Annotated in this window: 12 protein-coding genes; 1 reads left to right on the top strand and 11 read right to left on the bottom strand. The window is 71.2% G+C overall.

Translation table 11 applies throughout. The features are described from left to right. Positions 1 to 9: 9 nt before the first annotated feature. The 11 genes from ACSQ11_RS05830 to ACSQ11_RS05780 all read right to left on the bottom strand — a co-directional run bounded on the left by ACSQ11_RS05830 (position 10) and on the right by ACSQ11_RS05780 (position 15,021). Complete coding sequence (locus tag ACSQ11_RS05830; RefSeq protein WP_436003946.1) at positions 10 to 978, bottom strand: AAA family ATPase; 969 nt, start codon at positions 976 to 978, stop codon at positions 10 to 12. Positions 979 to 1,367: 389 nt separating this feature from the next. Continuing rightward, positions 1,368 to 2,291 (bottom strand): hypothetical protein, encoded by a 924-nt coding sequence (locus ACSQ11_RS05825; RefSeq protein WP_436003945.1) that lies wholly within the window; start codon positions 2,289 to 2,291, stop codon positions 1,368 to 1,370. A gap of 287 nt (positions 2,292 to 2,578) precedes the next feature. Continuing rightward, positions 2,579 to 5,449: an immune inhibitor A domain-containing protein gene (locus ACSQ11_RS05820; protein ID WP_436003944.1), complete on the bottom strand. Its 2,871-nt coding sequence runs from the start codon at positions 5,447 to 5,449 to the stop codon at positions 2,579 to 2,581. Between the two features lie 165 nt (positions 5,450 to 5,614). Continuing rightward, entirely contained in the window at positions 5,615 to 6,307 is a 693-nt protein-coding gene (locus tag ACSQ11_RS05815; RefSeq protein WP_436003943.1) for a hypothetical protein, read from the bottom strand. A 4-nt stretch (positions 6,308 to 6,311) separates the two neighbouring features. Next, complete coding sequence (locus ACSQ11_RS05810; RefSeq protein ID WP_436003941.1) at positions 6,312 to 7,799, bottom strand: protein kinase domain-containing protein; 1,488 nt, start codon at positions 7,797 to 7,799, stop codon at positions 6,312 to 6,314. Then, a complete protein-coding gene (locus tag ACSQ11_RS05805; protein ID WP_436003939.1) occupies positions 7,796 to 9,487 on the bottom strand; it encodes an FHA domain-containing protein in 1,692 nt (563 codons plus the stop codon). Before ACSQ11_RS05805 ends, ACSQ11_RS05810 begins: the two co-directional genes overlap by 4 nt. Before the next feature lie 11 nt (positions 9,488 to 9,498). Then, complete coding sequence (locus ACSQ11_RS05800; protein WP_436003938.1) at positions 9,499 to 10,314, bottom strand: PP2C family protein-serine/threonine phosphatase; 816 nt, start codon at positions 10,312 to 10,314, stop codon at positions 9,499 to 9,501. Next, positions 10,311 to 10,790 carry a hypothetical protein gene (locus tag ACSQ11_RS05795; RefSeq protein WP_436003936.1) on the bottom strand — a complete coding sequence of 160 codons (480 nt, stop codon included), beginning with the start codon at positions 10,788 to 10,790 and terminating at the stop codon, positions 10,311 to 10,313. Before ACSQ11_RS05795 ends, ACSQ11_RS05800 begins: the two co-directional genes overlap by 4 nt. A gap of 114 nt (positions 10,791 to 10,904) precedes the next feature. Further along, a complete protein-coding gene (locus ACSQ11_RS05790; RefSeq protein WP_436006714.1) occupies positions 10,905 to 12,362 on the bottom strand; it encodes a CCA tRNA nucleotidyltransferase in 1,458 nt (485 codons plus the stop codon). Positions 12,363 to 12,450: 88 nt separating this feature from the next. Beyond that, a complete protein-coding gene (locus tag ACSQ11_RS05785) occupies positions 12,451 to 13,731 on the bottom strand; it encodes an NAD(P)/FAD-dependent oxidoreductase (protein WP_436003934.1) in 1,281 nt (426 codons plus the stop codon). Positions 13,732 to 13,890: 159 nt separating this feature from the next. Next, positions 13,891 to 15,021, bottom strand: a complete 1,131-nt coding sequence (locus tag ACSQ11_RS05780; protein ID WP_436003933.1) for a PucR family transcriptional regulator — start codon at positions 15,019 to 15,021, stop codon at positions 13,891 to 13,893. A gap of 102 nt (positions 15,022 to 15,123) precedes the next feature. Between ACSQ11_RS05780 and ACSQ11_RS05775 the strand changes: the two genes are divergently transcribed. Further along, positions 15,124 to 15,606 (top strand): NUDIX hydrolase, encoded by a 483-nt coding sequence (locus ACSQ11_RS05775; RefSeq protein WP_436003931.1) that lies wholly within the window; start codon positions 15,124 to 15,126, stop codon positions 15,604 to 15,606. The last annotated feature ends 33 nt before the right edge of the window (positions 15,607 to 15,639 follow it).

Raw genomic sequence — 15,639 nt, 5'->3', positions numbered from 1 at the left:
CGGACATCGTCAGGCGACGCGCTCGGTCGGCGGGGCGACCTCACCGAGAATCTGGTCGATCACCTGGTTGACCGAGATGCCGGCGAACTGGGCCTCGGCGGTGACGAGCAGTCGGTGGTTGAGCACGGGCTGGGCGAGGAGTTTGATGTCGTCGGGGATGACGTGGGTGCGGCCCTGGCCGATGGCCCAGGTCTTGGCGCACCGGATGAACGCGAGGCAGCCGCGGACGGACAGGCCGAGCCGGACGCTCACGTGGCGACGGGTCTCCTCGGCGATGCGCGAGACGTAGTCGAGGATCGCGTCGTCGACGTGGACCTCGTCGGCGAGCTCGGCCATGTCGAGGATGACCTGGCTCGTGACGACCGGCTCGAGGGCCTTGGTGCGGTCACGGGTCTTGGCGTCGCGCAGGACGCGGACGGTGGCGTCGTGGTCGGGGTAGCCCAGGGTCGTCTTCATGAGGAAGCGGTCGAGCTGGGCCTCGGGGAGGCGGTACGTGCCGGCCTGCTCGATGGGGTTCTGGGTCGCGATGACCATGAACGGCTCGCCGACCTCGTGCCGCACGCCGTCGACGGTGACCTTGGCCTCCTCCATGACCTCGAGGAGCGCGGACTGCGTCTTGGGCGAGGCGCGGTTGATCTCGTCGGCGAGGACGATCGTCGCGAAGATCGGGCCTTTGTGGAACTCGAACTTCTTGCTGTTCGGGTCGTAGATCGTCACACCGGTGACGTCGCTCGGCAGGAGGTCGGGCGTGAACTGGATGCGGCTGTTCGTGCCGTGGACGGTGCTCGACAGCGCCCGGGCGAGCTGGGTCTTGCCCGTGCCGGGGAAGTCCTCGAGGAGGAGGTGCCCCTCGGACAGCATGCAGGTCAGGGCCAGCCGGATCACGTGCTCCTTGCCGAGCACGGCCTTGTCGACGTTGCTCACCATCGCCTCGAAGGTCGTGGTGAACCACGCGGCCTGGTCGTGGGTGACCGTCATGGGTCGGGGTCCTCTCATCGCTGGGGCGGGGCCGACCCTTCGGCGACCCGGAACCCTGCGCGGTCCCCGAACCGATGGCGTCACCCCCCGTGGGTGCCAGGCACCAGCCAGAGCCCCTGACGTGTCAAGAATCTCCGCGTATGCCGTGACGCACCTTACCGGCTGAAACCCCCCGCTCCCCTAGGTGTCCATACCCACTCTTGACTTACCGAGCAGTAGTTGAACCCGCACATTCACCAGTCCCACCGGCACGTTGCGTCCGCAAAGGTGGTCGAGAACGCGACCAGAGTTGCGGACGCTGGCAGCGCCGCTCGGGTGGCGTCCGCAAAGGTGGTCGAGAACGCGACCAGAGTTGCGGACGTCACGAACGCTCGTATGCCGTCCGTGCCTCATCCGGCCCAACCGCGGCTCCGCAGGAGCTCGCGCAACGAGGCGAAGAAGGGCTCGGGGGCGACCCGCAGGGTCAGGACCGACAACGGGATCGCCGCATCACCTTGCGCCTGCAGGCCGGCGAGACGCACCTCGTCGCGCATCGCGGTCAGGAGCTGGTCGTGACCGACGCCATTGACCTCGACGCACACCCTGAACCGGTCCCAGTAGACGTCGAGCGCGACTCGCCCTCCGGGCAGTGTCCGACGGACCTGGCGGGAGGGCTCCGGCAGCCCTCGCCGGCGGCACTCGCGCGCGAAGTCGAGCTCGTTGAGGGAGTGCACTCCGCCGAGAAGGTCGTTCGCCACGGCCCGAAGCATGTTGCGGTACTCGTGACGCGCGACCCGGTCCAGCTCGGTGACGACGTCGTCCGGCCGAACCAGCCGCTGCTGGACCGGCATCACGAGGCAGAGTGCCGCCTGTGTGGGCGACACGGCCCACAGTGCAGCCTGGACGGTGGCCACGGCGGGTGTCGACCTCGGCAGTCCCGTCCCGACGCAGTCCTTCGCGCTCCATCGACTCGTCTCGTGCAGCACGATCTCGTCAGGGACCTCGCGCCGGTCCTTCGCGGCGCTCTTACTCACCCAAAGGTGGACGCGTGACTCCTCGAACCCGGTGAGGCCGTGGGCGATCAACGCGCTCGTCCCGCCCAAGCGCGCGCCCGGTCCGACCCGGATGAGAGCAGCACGCAGCGCCTGCTCGCCATGGAGCGAGCCGGTGTGCAGGACCACGCCCTTGGCCCCGATGGGTCGCCAGTGCCCCGATCGGATGAGGTTGCGTCGGGTGGAACGGGTGACCCCGGCCCTGGTGAGCTCCGCAAGTGTGGCGACCCCACCCAGGTCCTCACACCACTGGGCAGAGCGTTGGGCTGGGGCTGTCGTCATGCCACGAGGAAAGACCCGGGGAGCTGGACGGCGCCACCGTCGAGTCGGCGCCCTGTGGACGGCGTCAGGTGGAGCCATCAGGTGTGGACAACGGCCGGCATACGGCTGCGTCCGCAAAGGTGGTCGAGAACGCGACCGAGATTGCGGACGCACGCACCCGGCATACGGCTGCGTCCGCAAAGGTGGTCGAGAACGCGACCAAGGTTGCGGACGCCAGTCGGGGGACGGCATCGGGCCCGCACCTCCGGGTGGGGATGCGGGCCCGATGGTTCAGCCGGGGTGTCGGGTCACTTCTTGGGAGCAGTCACCCGGATGAGGGCCGCCATGTTGCCGCGGTCGGCCTTCTGGATGGAGACACCGGTGCCGTAGCCGACACCGTCGTCAGCCGGGTTGCCGGTACCGAGCGGCGTGACGAGACCCAGGTCGCCGCCGTAGAACTGCGGCAGCGGCTGGCCGTTCTTGTCGACGACGCGGGTGCTGTACGGCGCGTTGCCCATGGACGGGACGACCGTGGAGGCGTCGGCGTCGCGGTAGTACCACGGCTGCTTCGGGTTGAGGTCCGGGCGGTACTCCATACCGGGGTACCAACCCTTGTTGTCGGTGAAGGAGCTCACGGCCGACTGCTTGCCGAACGTGTTGCACGCCTCGCCGGTGAAGTCGGCCTTCGTCGAGCACTCGTTGAACGGGTAGGTCCCGAACAGGTTGAACGCGGCGTTGGACGACTGCGGGCGGGACGGCAGGTTCTTCAGGCCCGACGGGTCGAGGGCAGCGTTCGCTCCACTGCGGCGCAGCGGGTCGAAGTGGCTGTCGACGATGAGCAGGCCGCCCTTGGCACCCTCACTCGGGAGCGACGTGAGGTTGTTGAGCACGTGGTTGGCGTTGCCGTACGACGTGTCGCGGTACCAGACGAGTGCACCAGGGGCGTTGTACTTGATCTTCTCGACCTTCCACGCACCGTCGCCACCGAGCTTCTGGTAGGTGGTGTCGTAGGCGTACTGGAGGCCCTTGTCGAACCCGTCGAAGTTGCGCCACTCGACGAGGTAGTACTGGGCGTAGTCGTGCTTGCCCGGGTCGAGGACCCAGCCGGCGCCGCTGCTGTCGGTGTAGGTGCCGACCGTGGCGGTCCAGCCGTTGTTGGCCTCGGCGTCGTCGGACCAGACGGTCGTGGTGCCGTTGGTGAGCGCCAGGTCGTCGAGGAACCAGCCGGTGTCCTCGAACGCCGCGTCCGTGGCGTAGAGGAAGCGGACCTTGACGGTCTTGCCGGCGAACGGCGTGAGGTTGGCGTAGTAGTGCTTCCAACCCGCGATGGTGCCCGTGACGCCGTACTTCTTGTTGCCGAAGTCCTTCATGCGGCCGTTGGGGTCGGCGTAGCCGTCAGGCGTCGTGACCTCCTTGCCGGTCTCGTCGAAGAGCTTCTGCTCGGCCCACGTGGTGCCACCGTCGGTCGAGACCTCGAAGAAGCCGTAGTCCCAGTCCTTCTCGATGGAGCCGGTGTTCCAGGACCAGAACTTGGCGTCGGTGGCCCCGGCCGGGACCGCGACGTCACGCGAGAGCGTGTTCTTGGCCCACGACTGGTCGGCGCTGGAGAACCACATGCTGTCGCCGCTGTGCGGCTCGGCGAGGGTGACCGTCTTGCCGGGCAGGTTGATCTTCACGCCGTCGGACGTCCCCCGCGGGGTGCGACTGGTCTGTCCAAGGCGAACCGAGCGGGTCTTGTCGCCGGGGTTGACGACGAGCGGGTCGGCCCAGCCGAGGACCCACTTGTCCCAGATGCCCATGTGCGTCGGCATCGACTGGAAGATCGGGCCCGAGTGCGAGCCCGAGCTCATGAGGTCCCAGAAGTCGACGTCGCTGTCGCCACCGCTCGCGGTGTCGTAGAGGTCCGGCAGACCGAGGTCGTGGCCGTACTCGTGCGCGAACACGCCGACACCCGAGTCCTCGGGCTGGACGATGTAGTTCGACAGGCGGAGGTTCGTGCCGGGCACGGGTGCGCCACCGGCGACGTCGGACGAGTGCGCCCAGATGGCGTACGGGCCCTCGGCGCCGCCACCACCGGACTTGTCCTCACCGGCGTGGACGAGGACGACGTGGTCGATGATGCCGTCGGGCTCGAGGACGTTGCCGTCACCGTCGCGGTCGCCCTGGTCCTCGAGGTCGTAGTCGGCCCAGGGGAAGTTCGGCTGCGCCTTGGCGAGGGCCGCCACGGCGTCGATCGGGAGCTGGCCGGCGCCGAGCGGGTTGCTCGGGTGGCCCTGCATGTCCTGGATCGCGCCGTAGGTCCAGACACCCTTGTCGTCCTGGTAGCAGCGCGTCGCGCCGTAGTAGGCCTCGGAGTGCGGGACGGTGATCCACGGGGTGGCCGAGCCACCGACCGTGTAGGCACCCTTGGACATCTCCTCGTACATGTTCTTCATCGTGTAGCCGGAGATGTCGATGCCGGCCTTGCCGTCGGGGCCCTTGAGGTCGGGGCGGACGCGCTGGGTGATGCCCGTCTTGGTGTAGAGCATCGTGTTGTAGTGGGCGGAGGAGAAGTCCTTGACCCACATCGAGTTGTTGTCCTTGAGCTTGCTCAGGGCCGGGTTCGGGATGTTGTTGTGCTTGGGCCCGTTCTGGATGTTGCCCTTGACGCAGTTCTCGGCGCTGAAGCCGTCGGGGACCATGACGTTGGTGAAGTCGTCGTTGGCCTTGTCGTTGAACTCGACGAGGATCGTGAGGAGGCGGGCCTCCTGCATCGTCTTGGCCTGCTTGAACTTCTTGTAGCCGGCCTCCTTGAGCGCCTTGGGGCTCTTGCCCGTCCGGATCGACTCGGCCTCGGCCTTGGCGAGCTGGCGCGCGGCGCGCGGGTTGCCCTGGCTGTGCTTGCGGTCGACCTGCTTGGCCTTGACCAGCGCCTTCTGCTGCTGGTCGGCCGTGACCTTGGTCGCCTTGCTCTTGGTGGCCGACTTGTCAGTGGAGTACGCCGTCTCCATGCGGGGGGCGACGTAGTTGATGTACGACGCTGAGGACGGCGCAGCGTCGACGCCGGACGACGCCGGGGCGGTGCTCGGCGCAGCAGCGACGGAGCCGGACCCCATGGTCAGTCCGGTCGCCGCCAACGCCAGCGCGGGGACGGCGGCGATGTAACGCCGACGCCCGCGCAGGGATGTGCGAGCTGTCATTTTTCTCCTCCAGGAACCAAGCCGAGGGCTCGGACGTTCGCGCGGCATTGCACGAACTTCTGTGCATCCTGCCGTCCCGAGGGGACCCTTGGGAAGAGTCATGCGTCAGACGGTCAGAAGTGGCCCCTGACCTCACCCTTTGGGGTGGTGAGGAGTCGCCCTTCGTCAGTCGAGAAGGGCCAGGTCCTTCTCGGTGACCATGCGTGTGGAGAGGGCGTGCTCGACGAGGCGTGCCTTGCGGTTGCTGGCGAGCTTGCCGGGACCTCCGTGGAGGCCCCGGGTGCCGGCGTCGGCGAGCTTCTGACAGACGTTGTCGAGCTTGCGGTTGAACTTCGTCGTGGTCCAGCCGAGCCGCTCGGCCGCCTGGGCAGAGGACGGGATCTGGCCCTGGCCGGCATACGTCGTCCGCAGGAAGCTCTCGCACAGCGCGACGACGAGGAGCTTCTGGTCCGGGGTCATCGAGACGCGCCCGACCGTCGTCTCGCCCGGGGAGTCCTCGGGCTCGGGTTCGGGCTCGGTGACGATCGAGGTGAAGGTGGCGTCGTCGACGGTGATGTCGAAGTCGTAGGTCGTCGGGCCGGCCGTGAACCAGACCGTGAAGGCCTCGAGCGCGAGCGGGATCCGCGCCCCGGGGTTGAGCCACGCCTGGAAGAGGCCCTGTCGGTCGCCGACGGTCGCGGTGAGGGTCGAGCCGACGTTGGTGAGCCACCAGAGGTCGTGCTCGCGGTGCACCTGGAGGAAGACGCGGTGCAGGTAGGGGTTGTCGTCGATCTCGACGTCGGCCACCCGGCCGATGGTCAGGGGCGTGTCCTCCTTCGCCGTGAACTCCTCGCCGCAGAACTCCACGGTCACCGACATCGGGTCATCCTCCCTGGACGCACTTGATGGGCGAGTAGGGCGACGTCGGACCGACGGCCCTGGCGACCGCGACCTGCGCACAGACCAGCTCGCCCGGCTTGGCGCTCACCTTGAACGGCATCACCTTGGACGTCTTGACGACCGCCTCGGGCACCCCTGCCTCGCTCGACGCGATCCGCATCGGGAAGAAGTCGCCCTTGCGGACCCCGGCGTACTGCCACGAGAACACCACGCCGCCGGTGATCCCGCGCCCGTCGATCTGCGGCTGCTCGGCCATGTCGACGATGGAGCCGCCGCCACCCGTCGTCACCGACGCGGACGGTGCGTCGGTCGCGACGTCGGTGGGCTCGTCACCGCCGCGGAACCCGATGGCCCAGACGAGTGCCCCGACGAGGGCGACGAGCACGACGGCGACACCGGCCAGCAACGCACCGCCGCTGATCGTCGTCGGCTGCGGTCCGTCGTCGGTCTCGGTCGGCGGGCGCTGCGCGGTGCTCGTGGGGGCCGGGGACTGCGTCTGCGCCGAGGTGACCTTGGGCGCCCGCACGCTCGTGCGGTCGGGGTCGGTGTGCTCGGGAGCGGGCTTGCCGGTGCTGTCGGCGACCGTCGTGTGACCGGACTCGTCGAGGACGACGATCGGCGTGCGGGCGAAGCGCTGCTCCTGCTCGATCGCCTGGAGCCCGCGGGCGAAGTCGATCGCCGTCTGGGGCCGGTTGTCGGGCTTCTTGGCCATGGCGTGGCCCAGCAGCCGCTCGAGGCTGAGGGGGACGTCCGCGCGTCCCGTCTGCGGGACGGGCGTCGCCCGGATGCGGGGCATGAGCGCGTATGCCGAGTTGTCGCCTCCCGGCTGCTCGAACGGCGAGCGCCCGACGAGGAGGTGCCACAGGGTCGCGGCGAGCGAGTAGACGTCGCTGCGGGCGTCGCCGTTGCTCTGGCCGTAGAGCACCTCGGGCGGGGACCACGGGACGGAGACACCCACGTCCTCGTCGTGCTCGTCCTGGCCGACCGCGCGCCCGGCGATGCCGAAGTCGGTGAGGCCGGGCGCGCCGTACTGGCTCACGAGGACGTTGGCGGGCTTGATGTCACGGTGGACGATGCCGGCCCGGTGCGCGGTCTCGACCGCGCTCGCGAGCTGGATGCCGGTGCGCAGCACCTCCTCCACCGTGAGCCGCTCGCGCTTGGCCCGCGTCGCGAGGTTGGGCGGCGGGTAGTACTTCATCACCAGGTAGGCGCCGCCGTCGGCGAGCTGCTCGCTGCGGAAGACCTGGACGATGTAGGGGTGGTCCGCGAGCTGGGCCATGGTGTCGGCCTCCTCGACGAACTGCCGACGGATCGCCGGGGTCAGGCCCTCGCGCTTGAGGACCTTGACCGCGACCGGCATCCGCGGCTGCTGCTGCTCGTAGAGGAAGACGTCGGCGTAGCCGCCGGAGCCCAGCGGTTGGCGATAGACGAGCCCGGGGATCTCCGGGGCCGTGACGGGTGCTCGGGTCACTCCGCGACCTCGTAGGTCAGCGCGACCTCGTCGGCGAGCGTGACGATCGCCCCCGGCTCGATCCCGAAGTCCTCGGTCGGGCGCAGCCGCACCGGCTCCTGGCCCGGAAGCGTCACAGTGGTGCCGTTGGTCGACCCCAGGTCACGCACGAGGACGTGCCAGCCCTCGAGGATGACTTCGGCGTGGTTGCGCGAGATGTCGTTGTCACGCGAGGCCAGCCGGACGAGGTGGGGGCGGCTGCTCGGGGGAAGGTCGGAGTTCACCTTGGGCGAGCGTCCGAGGAGGATGCCGCGGTCGAGCGGGACGAGCCCACCCGTGGAGACGCGGAAGACCCCGAGCTGGGGGCGCGGCGTCTGGAACGGCTGCTGCGTCGGGATGTCCCGTCCGCAGACCCGACAGGTGCTCGCGTGCGGCGACGAGTGGTGGCCCGCCGGGCAGATCACGGCGAGGACGATCGGGCTGTCCGCGGGACCGTCGGCGGCCGGGTTGAGCGAGCTGCGGTCCATCGTGACGTCGGGTACCGGGGGTGCCGGCGCGGCGGACGGCTCCGGCTCGGCGCCCGGAACGGGCATCGCCTCGGTGGTCGGCATCCCACCGGCGGCCGCGGGGGCGGGAGCGGGCGGGTCGTCGAAGCCCGGCGGGGTGGGGGGCGGGCCGGTGAGGCCCCAGTTGTCGGGACCGGTCGGACCGTCGGCCGGCTCGGCAGCGGGTGCGCTCGGCGCGTCGTCGGACACGTCCGGCACCTCGGGTGCGGACGGCGCGGCGTCCTGAACCGCCGGCTCGGGCGTCGAGGATGCGGCCGCGGGGGCCGAGGCGCCACCGTCGGCGTCGGGCAGGGTCCGCCACGGCACGCTGTCGATGAGGACCTTCTTCTCCGCCTTGGGCTGCGGCGCCGGCGTGACCCGCTCGGCCGGGGCGGCCCCGGCGTACTCCTCGGACGGCGGCAGCGTGAGGTCTGCCGGGGGTGGCACCGGCGGCGCGAGTGCCGCGGGCGACAGCGGGGCCTCCGCAGTCGAGTCGGCGGCGGGCTCGACCGCATCCGCGGGGTCGTCGACGGCGTCGTCGGTCGAGGTCTGGTCCGGCGCACTCTCCGGCTCGGCAGCGTCCACGGCCTCAGGCACATCGGGCACGTCAGGCACATCGGCGACGTCGGCGACCGACGCCTCCTCCGGCTCGGCGCTCGTCTCGGCGCCCGCCTCCATCATCGTGTCGGGGGCGGCCTCGGCCGGCGGCGTCGCCGCGGCCCGGCCCGAACCCGCACCAGCCCCGGCACCAGCAGCAGCACCCGAACCCGCACCAGCAGCCGCGGCACGACCGAGCCGCCTCGGCCGCTTCCAGCCGGCACGCCCTCCGGGGCCGGCCAGCTCGAGAGCCGCAGCGGAGGTGTCGAGGTCGCGCCACGGCATACGACCGTCCGCGCTGACCTCGTCACCGTCGGCGCGCACGACGGCGGAACCCCGCACGACGACGCGCGTCCGTTCGCCCGACGTGTCCGCGAGCGCGAAGTCCGGGAGGGCGCGCAGCCCGTCGCGCGACAGCGCCTCGAGCACCTCGACGAACCCCGCCTCGAGCGGACCGCGGAGGTCCTCGGCCATGGCGGCCGAGCCCTGGACGACCAGGTGCCGGTCGCCGACGGACAGCGCGACCCAGCCCGCGGGGGTCTGGGTCGTGACCTCGGTGCTGCTCACGGTGTGGGTCCTCAGGTCGGCATCAGGGTGTGGCGCGGGGCGGTGTCGGCCTCGTCCGAGTCGTCCTCGTCCGCGTCGAACGCGACGACGACGACACTGATGTTGTCACGCCCACCCGCGTCGAGGGCAGCCTGACACAGGGCGTCCGCCACCTGCTGCGGATCGTCGTACTTCTGCAGCGCCACCATGATCGTGCGGTCGTCGACCTCGTTGGACAGCCCGTCGCTGCACAGGACGAACCGCTCGCCGGGGTGCGGCGGGAACACCCAGACGTCGGCGTTCGGCCCGGGGTCGGTGCCGAGCGAGCGCGTGATGATGTTGCGCAACGGGTGGCGCAGCGCCTCGTCGGCGGTGATGAGGCCGGCGTCGACCATCTCGCGCACCTCGGAGTGGTCCTGCGTGACCATGCTCATCCGGTTGCCGAGGTAGCGGTAGACCCGCGAGTCGCCGACGTTGAAGACGATCCAGTGGTCGGCGCCGCCGGCGTCGACCACGGTGAGCCCCGCGACGGTCGTGCCCATGCCGGTCTGCTCGGGGTTCTGGGCGGCGGACTCGAGGATCTGGCTGTTGGTGCGGCGCAGCAGGGCGACGACGTCCTCGGACCGCACGTGGGTGCGCGTGTTGAGCTCGCCGAGGACCTGCACGGCGATGCCGCTCGCGACCTCACCCGCGGCGTGCCCGCCCATGCCGTCGGCGATGGCGTAGACGAGTCCCTCGGCGATGAGGCTGTCCTCGTTGTGGTCGCGCACGCGGCCGACGTGGGTCGCGGCGCCCGAGCGGATCCGGACGTCGGGACCGGTGAGCGCGGAGTAGTGCCGGCCGCTCACGCGCCGCCACCCATCGGGTCGAGCTGGACCGTCTCGAGGATCCCCTGGACCTCCTCGTAGTCCTGCTCGGAGTCCGGGCCCGCGATCCGCCCGGTGAGCCGCACGAGCTGGGTGACCTCGCCCGCCGCGAGCGTGGTGATGAGGTGCACGAGGTAGACGGGTTCGCCGTCCTCGATCCACGAGACGTTGAGACCGGTCCACTCGCGCTCACCGATCTCGACGGTGAACGTCTCCTCCGCCTCGCCCTCCTCGCGCCCGTGGGCCTGGCCCGCGAGATCGTCGACGAGGTCGTCGGTGCTCGCCTCGCGCGACGTGTGCACGTATGCCGTGAGCTCCGGAGCGAGGTCCCCTCCCCTGCCGTGGACCGCGCGCAGGAGGGCGTCCCCACCGGGCTCGGCCACCCAACCGTCGGGCAGGGTCAGCTCGATGCGGGGGTACGCCGGGCTCAGCGCGCTGGGATGGCCGACCGTGGGCACAGGGCCACCTCCATGGGGGGACGAGGGCAGCGGCCCCGCGGCCGCCGTCCAGAAGCCGAACCAGCCTATCCGTGCGTGCGGGATCCGCACGATGGGGAGGACTCCCCGTCGTTCTCAGCCCTGCTGCTCGGAGGACTCCGGCTGCTCGGCCCACCAGCTGCGAAGACGCTCCGTGGCGGCCTCCTTGCCGATCGGGCCCTCGTCCAGACGCACGGCGAGGAGGTGCTTGTAGGCCCGGCCGAGCACGGGGCCCGGACGGATCCCGAGGACCTCGGCGATCTCGTTGCCGTCGAGCTCGGGGCGCACGGCGCCGAGCTCCTCGGCCTCGAGGAGCTTGGCGATCCGCACCTCGAGCTCGTCGTAGGTGCGCGAGAGGCGCTGGGCCTTGCGGACGTTGCGGGTGGTGCAGTCGGCGCGCGTGAGCCGGTGCAGGCGCTGGAGCAGCGGTCCGGCGTCGGTGACGTAGCGACGCACGGCGGAGTCGGTCCACTGTCCGTCGCCGTAGCCGTGGAAGCGCAGGTGCAGCTCGACGAGGCGGGCGACCGCCTTGACGGTCTCCTTGTCGAAGCGCAGCGCCTTGAGCCGCTTCGCCGTCATCTTGGCGCCGACGACCTCGTGGTGGTGGAAGCTCACGCCCCCTCCGGCCTCGAAGCGACGGGTCGGCGGCTTGCCGATGTCGTGCAGCAGCGCGGCGAGCCGGAGCCACAGGTCGGGGCCGGGCACGGACTCGGGCGGGCCGTCGGCGGGGCCCTCGAGCGCGATCGCCTGGTCGAGGACGATGAGCGAGTGGACGTAGACGTCCTTGTGCCGGTGGTGCTCGTCGACCTCGAGCTGGAGGGCCGGGAGCTCGGGGAGCACGTGGGCGGCGAGGCCGCTCTCGGTGAGCAGCTCCAGTCCGGGCCGGGGCGTACGGGCCATGAGGAGCTTGACGAGCTCGTCACGCACTCTCTCGGCCGACACGATCCCGATCGTGGAGGCCATCGCCTGCATCGCGGCATACACCTCGGGTGCCGGCACGAGACCGAGCTGCGCGACGAAGCGGACGGCTCGCATCATCCGCAGCGGGTCGTCGCCGAAGCTCACCTCGGGGGTCGAGGGGGTGCGCAGCAGCCCGGCCTGCAGGTCGTCGAGCCCGCCGTGGGGGTCGACGAACTCGAGCGAGGGCAGGCGCAGGGCCATGGCGTTGACGGTGAAGTCCCGGCGCACGAGGTCGTCCTCGAGCGACTCCCCGAACGCGACCACGGGCTTGCGGGTCACCCCGTCGTAGGCGTCGGCGCGGTAGGTCGTCACCTCGACCGTGGTCTCGGTGCCCCCCTCGCGGCGGACGGCGCCGATGGTCCCGAACTCGCGGCCCATGTCCCAGGTCGCGGTGCCCCACGAGCGCAGGATCGCCTCGGTCTCGTCGGGCGAGGCGCTCGTCGTGAAGTCGAGGTCCGGAGGGGTCCGGTCGAGGAAGGCGTCACGCACCGGCCCGCCCACGAGCGCGAGTTCGTGACCCGCCTGCGTGAACCGGGTACCGAGGTCGGTGAGCAGCGGCAGCACCGGCGCGAGACGGGCGACGGCCTGCTTCATGAGAGCGGCGGGGGGCGGAGAGGGTGACACGAGGAACAAGAGTAGGTGTCGCTGCGGCGGGCCCCTGCCCGCCGTGGTGCGCTGGCCCCTACTTCCGCAGCGGGTCGAAGGCGGTGAGCAGGGCCTGATCGCCGGCGCTGGAGGTGCCGGTCATCGCCCCGGCGAGGAGCTTGCCGGTGAGCGGGCCGAGGGCGACGCCCCACATGCCGTGGCCGCCGGCGACGAACACCCGGTCGGAGCGGCTGGCTCCCACGAGCGGCAGCCCGTCGGTGGTGCACGGGCGCGAGCCGACCCACTCGTCGTGGCGCTGGGACCAGTCGACACCGGTGAACATCGGGGTGGCCGCGTCGACGATCGCCCGGATCCTGCGCGGGTCGAGCGGGTCGTCGGGGCTGCGGAACTCCATCATCCCGGCGACCCGCAGACCCTCCTCGGGCTTGCCGAGCGGGGTGCAGGCCACGCGCTGCGTCGGGAAGTAGACCGGTCCGGTGGGGACTTGGTCGGGGTGCACGGTGAAGCTGTAGCCGCGTCCCGCCTGGACGAGCTTGCGTATGCCGTGTGCTCGCGCGAGCCCTCCGACCCAGCTGCCGTTCGCGAGGACGACGGAGTCGGCGACGACGGACTCGCCGTTGTCGAGCGTGACGCGGACCTCGGCGCCGCGCTGGCTGACGCCGGTGACACGCTGGCCGGTGGAGATCTCTCCACCGCGGGCGGTGACGGCGTCCGCGAGCGCGTGCACGAATCGTCCCGGGTTGAGGTAGCGCTGCCCGTGGAGGCGCACGCCGTGCGTCACGGCATCGCCGAGCGAGGGCGCCAGGGTGTGGAGGTCGTCGCGGTCGAGCAGCTCGAAGTCGGTGAGGCCGCCGGTCGCGGCGACATGGCGGAACTCCTCGACGAGCACGGAGCGGTCGGCCTCGCTGACGAACCCGGCGAGGAAGGGCTCGGCGTCGAGCGTGGGCTCCTCGACGCGACCTGTGCCCTCGTGCTCGGTGAGCTCGTCGTAGGCGGACAGCGCGCCGGCGTTGGCGAGGTTGAAGACCTCGATGGCCTTGTTCCAGTGGCCGGTGGTGCAGTGCCGCGCGAAGCCCGCCAGGAACTGGGCCAGGCGGCGGTCGGCACGCACGGGTACGTAGACCGGGGAGTCCGGCTTGAGCGTCGCGAGGATCCCGGTCTTGAGGATGGCGGGCTCCGGGAGCGGCAGGGTCAGCGCGGGGGCGAGCCAGCCGGCGTTGCCCCACGACGAGCCGGCGGCGACGCCGTCGGCGTCGAGGACGGTGACCGTGACGCCCTGCTCCTGGAGATACCACGCGGTGGAGAGACCGACGATGCCGGCGCCGACGACGACCACGTGCTGGGGTTCATGTGCCATGCCTCCCAAGTGTGGTGAGGGCCCGCGGGGTCGTCTGTGCCCGAAGCGCCACGGTTTCGGGCACGGGGTTGTGCGATCGGCCAAGGGCTCGTGGGTCCGGTGCTGTGGGGCTCTGCCGCCAGGGCGCCGCACGCTGGGGGTCGGCGCGGCTGGCAGGGGTCAGCGTGTGGACCGCAGGTCGACCATGAGTGCCAGCCGGGTCGCGGGGTCCCCGACGTCGACGCCGCACGACTGGCGTGCCCGGCGCAGCCGGTTGCGCACGGTGTTGGGGTGCACGGTGAGCGCTTCGGCGGCGCCACTCACCTCGCCGGCGTCGAGGAAGGCCCGCACCGCGTCGACGAGTCCGCTGTCGTGGCGGCGGTCGTGCTCACGCAGCCGGGCGAGAGGGCTGGAGTCGCCGTGGCGCTTGAGGAAGCCGTCCAGCCGGTCGACGAGCACGTCGGCGAAGACGTCCTCGAGGCTCGCGACCTCACCGGTGCGCCCACGCCGGACGAGCGCCTCGGCGACCTGGTCGGCGACGACGCGCGACTCGGCGAGGCTCCCGGCCTCCGCGGGGGTGCCGATCCCGATGACGAGCTGGTCCCCACCGCCGAAGCGGCGCAGGAAGTCGTCGAGGATCCTGCGCGCCGAGTCGGCCGACAGGACGCCAAGGATCCCGCGGTCGTGGGCTGCGCACAGGGCCGCGGGGGCGACGGCGGACAGGTGCAGGCTGAGCGGCCCGAGGGTCCGGCGCACCGCCTCCGGCCCCCGGATCGACACCGCCACCCACTGGCCCGTCATGGTGTGGTCCGAGGCGACCTCGTCGGCGGCGTCCCCGCCGGCGAGCAGGGTCGTCACGAGGTGCGTGCGCTCGCGGCGACCCCTGTCGGCGAGGTCGCGCTCCGCACGCAGGCGTCGGGCGACCTGTGGCGCCGCGGCGACGAGCGTGTCGGCCTGCGCCGGGCTCGGGCCGTGCGGGATGGCCGCCCAGATCGAGCCGACGAGCTCACCCTCGTCGCGCACCGCCACGACCGCGCGCGAGACCATGTCCTCCTGCGGCAGGTCGACCGTGATGACCTCGTCGGACACCCTCAGCCGGTCGAAGACCCCGGTGGCGGCAATCGCGTCCCGGTAGCGCACCGGCACCTGCCGCCCGAGGATCGTGGAGATCCGCGCGTCGTCGACGTCCTGGTCGCCGCCGGAGAAGGCGATGACGATGGTGTCGCGGTCCTCGATGGTCACCGGGGCACCGAGCAGACTGGCCAGCGACGTGGCGAGGTCGAACAGGTCGCCGTCGATGTCGAGAGGCACGCGGCGAGCATACGGGCGGGCCCGTGTGACGCACCTCGCGCCGGCCGGAGGCGGGGTGCAGCGGGCCAGCCCGACTGGTGCCGACGTGGTTAGAGTGACCAGATGAGCCATGCCGCAGCCGAGCCACCCCGGGTCCCCCGGCGGCTCCCTGCGGTCGAGGAGCGTTCCGCCGGCGGCATCGTCGTCGACGTGCACGAGGGCGAGGCGCGGATCGCCGTCATCGCCCGCCGCAACCGCGCCGGACGCGTCGAGTGGTGCCTGCCCAAGGGCCACATCGAGGGTGCCGAGACCCTCCCGCAGACCGCAGCGCGCGAGGTCGCGGAGGAGACCGGCATACAGGGCGTCGTCCTCATCGAGCTGGGGACGATCGACTACTGGTTCGCGGTGGGCGACCGGCGCATCCACAAGTACGTCCACCACTACCTCCTCGAGGCGGTCGGCGGCGACCTCACGATCGAGAACGACCCCGACCACGAGGCGATCGACGTCGCGTGGTTCCCGCTGCGTGACGCGCACCGCCACCTGACCTTCCCCAACGAGCGGCGCATCGCCCGTCTGGCCTGGCAGCGGCTCGCCGGAGACTGAGCCCGGCATCACCCCACGACCCGCCTAGGATGG

This window comes from Knoellia sp. LjRoot47 (assembly GCF_964253435.1).
Lineage (GTDB): Bacteria > Actinomycetota > Actinomycetes > Actinomycetales > Dermatophilaceae > Knoellia.
The sequence above is the reverse complement of the archived record's forward strand: the minus strand, read 5'-3'. Positions and strand labels throughout refer to the sequence as shown.